Origin of the sequence: Pelotomaculum propionicicum, from assembly GCF_004369225.1 — a bacterium.
GTDB lineage: Bacteria > Bacillota > Desulfotomaculia > Desulfotomaculales > Pelotomaculaceae > Pelotomaculum_B > Pelotomaculum_B propionicicum.
In genome coordinates, this window is record NZ_QFFZ01000104.1 from 1 (window position 1) to 3,105 (window position 3,105).

Annotated in this window: 4 protein-coding genes and 1 tRNA gene; 4 read left to right on the forward strand and 1 reads right to left on the reverse strand. The window is 47.0% G+C overall.

The genetic code is table 11. The features are described from left to right. Positions 1 to 282 precede the first annotated feature (282 nt). The 4 genes from Pmgp_RS18925 to Pmgp_RS18940 all read left to right on the forward strand — a co-directional run bounded on the left by Pmgp_RS18925 (position 283) and on the right by Pmgp_RS18940 (position 2,672). Positions 283 to 627 (forward strand): hypothetical protein, encoded by a 345-nt coding sequence (locus Pmgp_RS18925; protein WP_134216195.1) that lies wholly within the window; start codon positions 283 to 285, stop codon positions 625 to 627. Between the two features lie 13 nt (positions 628 to 640). After that, positions 641 to 1,300 (forward strand): N-acetylmuramoyl-L-alanine amidase, encoded by a 660-nt coding sequence (locus tag Pmgp_RS18930; RefSeq protein WP_205078117.1) that lies wholly within the window; start codon positions 641 to 643, stop codon positions 1,298 to 1,300. Positions 1,301 to 1,402: 102 nt separating this feature from the next. Next, entirely contained in the window at positions 1,403 to 1,768 is a 366-nt protein-coding gene (locus Pmgp_RS18935) for a phage holin (protein ID WP_134216199.1), read from the forward strand. A 184-nt stretch (positions 1,769 to 1,952) separates the two neighbouring features. Further along, entirely contained in the window at positions 1,953 to 2,672 is a 720-nt protein-coding gene (locus Pmgp_RS18940) for a hypothetical protein (RefSeq protein WP_134216201.1), read from the forward strand. A gap of 92 nt (positions 2,673 to 2,764) precedes the next feature. On the opposite strand, the gene Pmgp_RS18945 is transcribed toward Pmgp_RS18940, so the two are convergent. Then, positions 2,765 to 2,839: transfer RNA gene (locus Pmgp_RS18945), tRNA-Arg, on the reverse strand. Positions 2,840 to 3,105 lie beyond the last annotated feature (266 nt).

Sequence of the window (3,105 nt, forward strand, 5' to 3'; positions counted from 1 at the left end):
ATTGCCCGGGCGATTATAACGAAGGTTGACTTAGGCCAGGGAATGCCAGGGGAACTAGTGGCGGTATATCCTGAGGTAGAAAGAGCAGGTATTTTGGCTGAAGTATACCGGCTGAGGCCAGACTTGGAATCAGCGTAACTTACCGGAGGTGATACCATGTATGATTGGGTGCTATTCATTGTGATAGTACTGCTGTCCGGCTGGTTTATTATAAAGTTTTGGCCGGAGTAGCTTCGCCCCATGCGGCTGGTTAAAACAGGATGCCGGGGGAGGTGATCTGCTGTGAATTTAACTAAAATCGAAGATCGATTCAACGCGCCGTATAGCTTTTCATTTAAAGACGTGCTGGCTATAACGTTTTCCGGTACATTTTTGTTTTTTTGCTGTAAGGCACTAAGTAGTAAGGACGCACTCCCTGTTGTACAAGCCTTGGTGCCTCTCATAGGAATTATTTTGGGTGGTTATTTTGTGTCCGAAGCTGGCGCTATGTGGTTTGGTCGTAGCCAGGGTATGATGCAGCAGCAATATGGGGTGTACGGTGGTTACAGTGGTTATATGTATCCGACGACTAATATGCCGATTACTGCTTCTGAAGCTACCACCCAAGGATCAAAACCAACTATATAGGAGGTGGGAAACCTTGGAAATTATTGAGGTGCAGTATAACTGGGCTAACGGGTTCATCCCCAGGGCAACCACAGACGCGATCGTCCTGCACCATGCCGAATCCCCCAGGTGCACGGCACAGGATGTGCACCGGTGGCATCTAGATAATGGTTGGGCAGGGATCGGGTACCACTACTTTGTCGCAAAAGACGGCACTGTTTATCGTGGGAGGCCCCGTGATGTTGTGGGGGCTCACGTGGAGAACCACAACTGGCATACAATTGGTATCTGCGCCGAGGGGAATTACCATCCTAGTGACCGGATTCCCGTTGATACACAAATGCCGGTGGTACAGAAGAACTCCATCGTGGGCCTGTGTCACGAGCTTTTGACTGTTTACTCTGGAGCACAGATCCTCGGGCATAGGGACTTGCTGGCCACAGCCTGTCCGGGGGAATATTTCCCTTTAGTAGAAATTCAACAAGCCGTTAGAAACGGACAAAATATTCAGGAGGTGCTTTCAATGTTCCCAGATACAAACGGTCACTGGGCTGCACAGGACATCGAATGGCTACGTCAGAAAGGTATCATCAAGGGTGATGAACAAGGTAACTTCCGGCCGGACCAACCTATTACACGGGCTGAAGTTGTATCGCTACTGGCCAGGACTTTAAGAACACTGGGAGTACAGTAACTATTATAACAATAAAAGCAGGCGACCAGGCCTGCCCGCATTTTTTTCAGATGCCCAGGCTTTGTAAAGGAACTTAAACCAACTATAAGGGGGTAAAATATCATGGACGATATGCTTTTTAAGCTACTAAAAGGTGCGATAACGGTTTTTGCACCTGCAGTGCTGGCCCTGGCGATAGAATACCTGCGTCGGCGACTGGGCACCGAGCGACTGCAAAAAATTCAGCAGGAGCTGGCCGCAAAGCAGAGCCTGGCCAGGTTGGCCGTGCTCTTTGTCGAGCAGGCCTACCGCGATTTAGATGGCCCTGAAAAGTATGCCAAGGCCGCGGAGTGGCTGTCAGGAAGGGCGAAAGAGTACGGAATAGCGCTGACCCCTGAACAGATTAAGGGTCTAATTGAATCCGCCGTAAGAACGTTTAAAGACCTTTATGGTCCCGACTGGGCCAATGAGGGCAAGGAAGCCGCATAAAATCAAAGAGCAGCCGGTCCTAATTGATGGGCCGGCCGCTCTGAATATTTATGCAATCATGTAAGCGGTTTCTGTAAGTGATTTTCTCAAAAAATGTGAGACAATTTCTCAAAATATTTGGGCCGCTACAAAATCGTCCATTGGTGATGAAATACTTGAAGGTGAATTAGAGTGGGAGATTTGGGTGGCAGAGACAACTGGAGATTTGCTTGCGGCTGCGCCATCATTATCTTCCATACCAAAGAAAGAAAACATTGCCAGAGCCATGTTGGCATGTGCAGATAAAGTTGCAAGCTGTAATATGGCCGCATTCGCTCGCGCACTTGGTGTGCCGAAGAATACAATGCATCTGTGGTGCAATGGGAATAGTATTCCACAACTTGACATGTATCTGCGAATCTGTTATTCGTTCGGATTGAAGTTATCAACTTTATTTACAAGTGCGTCCCTAATCTCTGAAGTCGCTGAAATCAAGCATTGTTCGCCGCCAATAATAAAAAAACCGAAGTCAAGCAGTAGGCCATTCCCCAAAGAGCAAATTCTTCACTCATTAAATGTGGCACTCGCAAGTAACGAGAACCCTCCTCCGGCTATGACAGAAGTCGCCCAACGCCTGGGATACGACCTTAGAACTATACGCAACCATTTTCCGGATTTGTGTGGACGCATTTCAGCGAGATACATCGAATACAAAAACCAACAAGGCCGGTTAAAAATTGAACATCTATGCGATGAAATCCGCCAGGTTACCTTTGAACTATACGCTCAAGGAATAAACCCCACTCGGCGTAATGTCAGTTTGCGATTGTCCAAGCCAGCTTCGTGTTTAGAAGAAGCGGTACGAACAGCCCACAAAAATGCTCTACGGGAACTGGGTTTAATCAAAAAGGAGTGTAAAGCATAACTTGGCCAGAATAAATTTAAAGCATAACCTGGCCAATGCGGCCAAATTATGCTTTAAGTTACATTGATATTCAAGGCTTTCAGGATTTTCTCTGGTGCGCCTGGCAGGAATCGAACCTGCGCACCCGGCTCCGGAGGCCGGCGCTCTATCCCCTGAGCTACAGGCGCATTTTAACTTGGTCTGGGAGGGTTACTATTCTATTATATCCGAATTAAACTTTATTGCAAGAGTGGTTTAAAAAGGTCAAAAGCCTCCGATTAAAGTCCAATCTCCCGCATGGCCGCGTTAGTTTGACAGCATAGTTGCATAGAGAAAACCAGAATTCCTTGTGGCAGAAGGCTTCAGGGGAAATTTTTTTGTGATTTTTAATCATTTTTATGTGGCATAAAATGGCACAATATGATATAATAGAGATAGAACTATTACATACAGC

Excerpts from the sequence above, each read along its gene's own strand:
- Pmgp_RS18935 (WP_134216199.1), top strand. The coding sequence starts at position 1,403 with ATGGACGATATGCTTTTTAAGCTACTAAAAGGTGCGATAACGGTTTTT.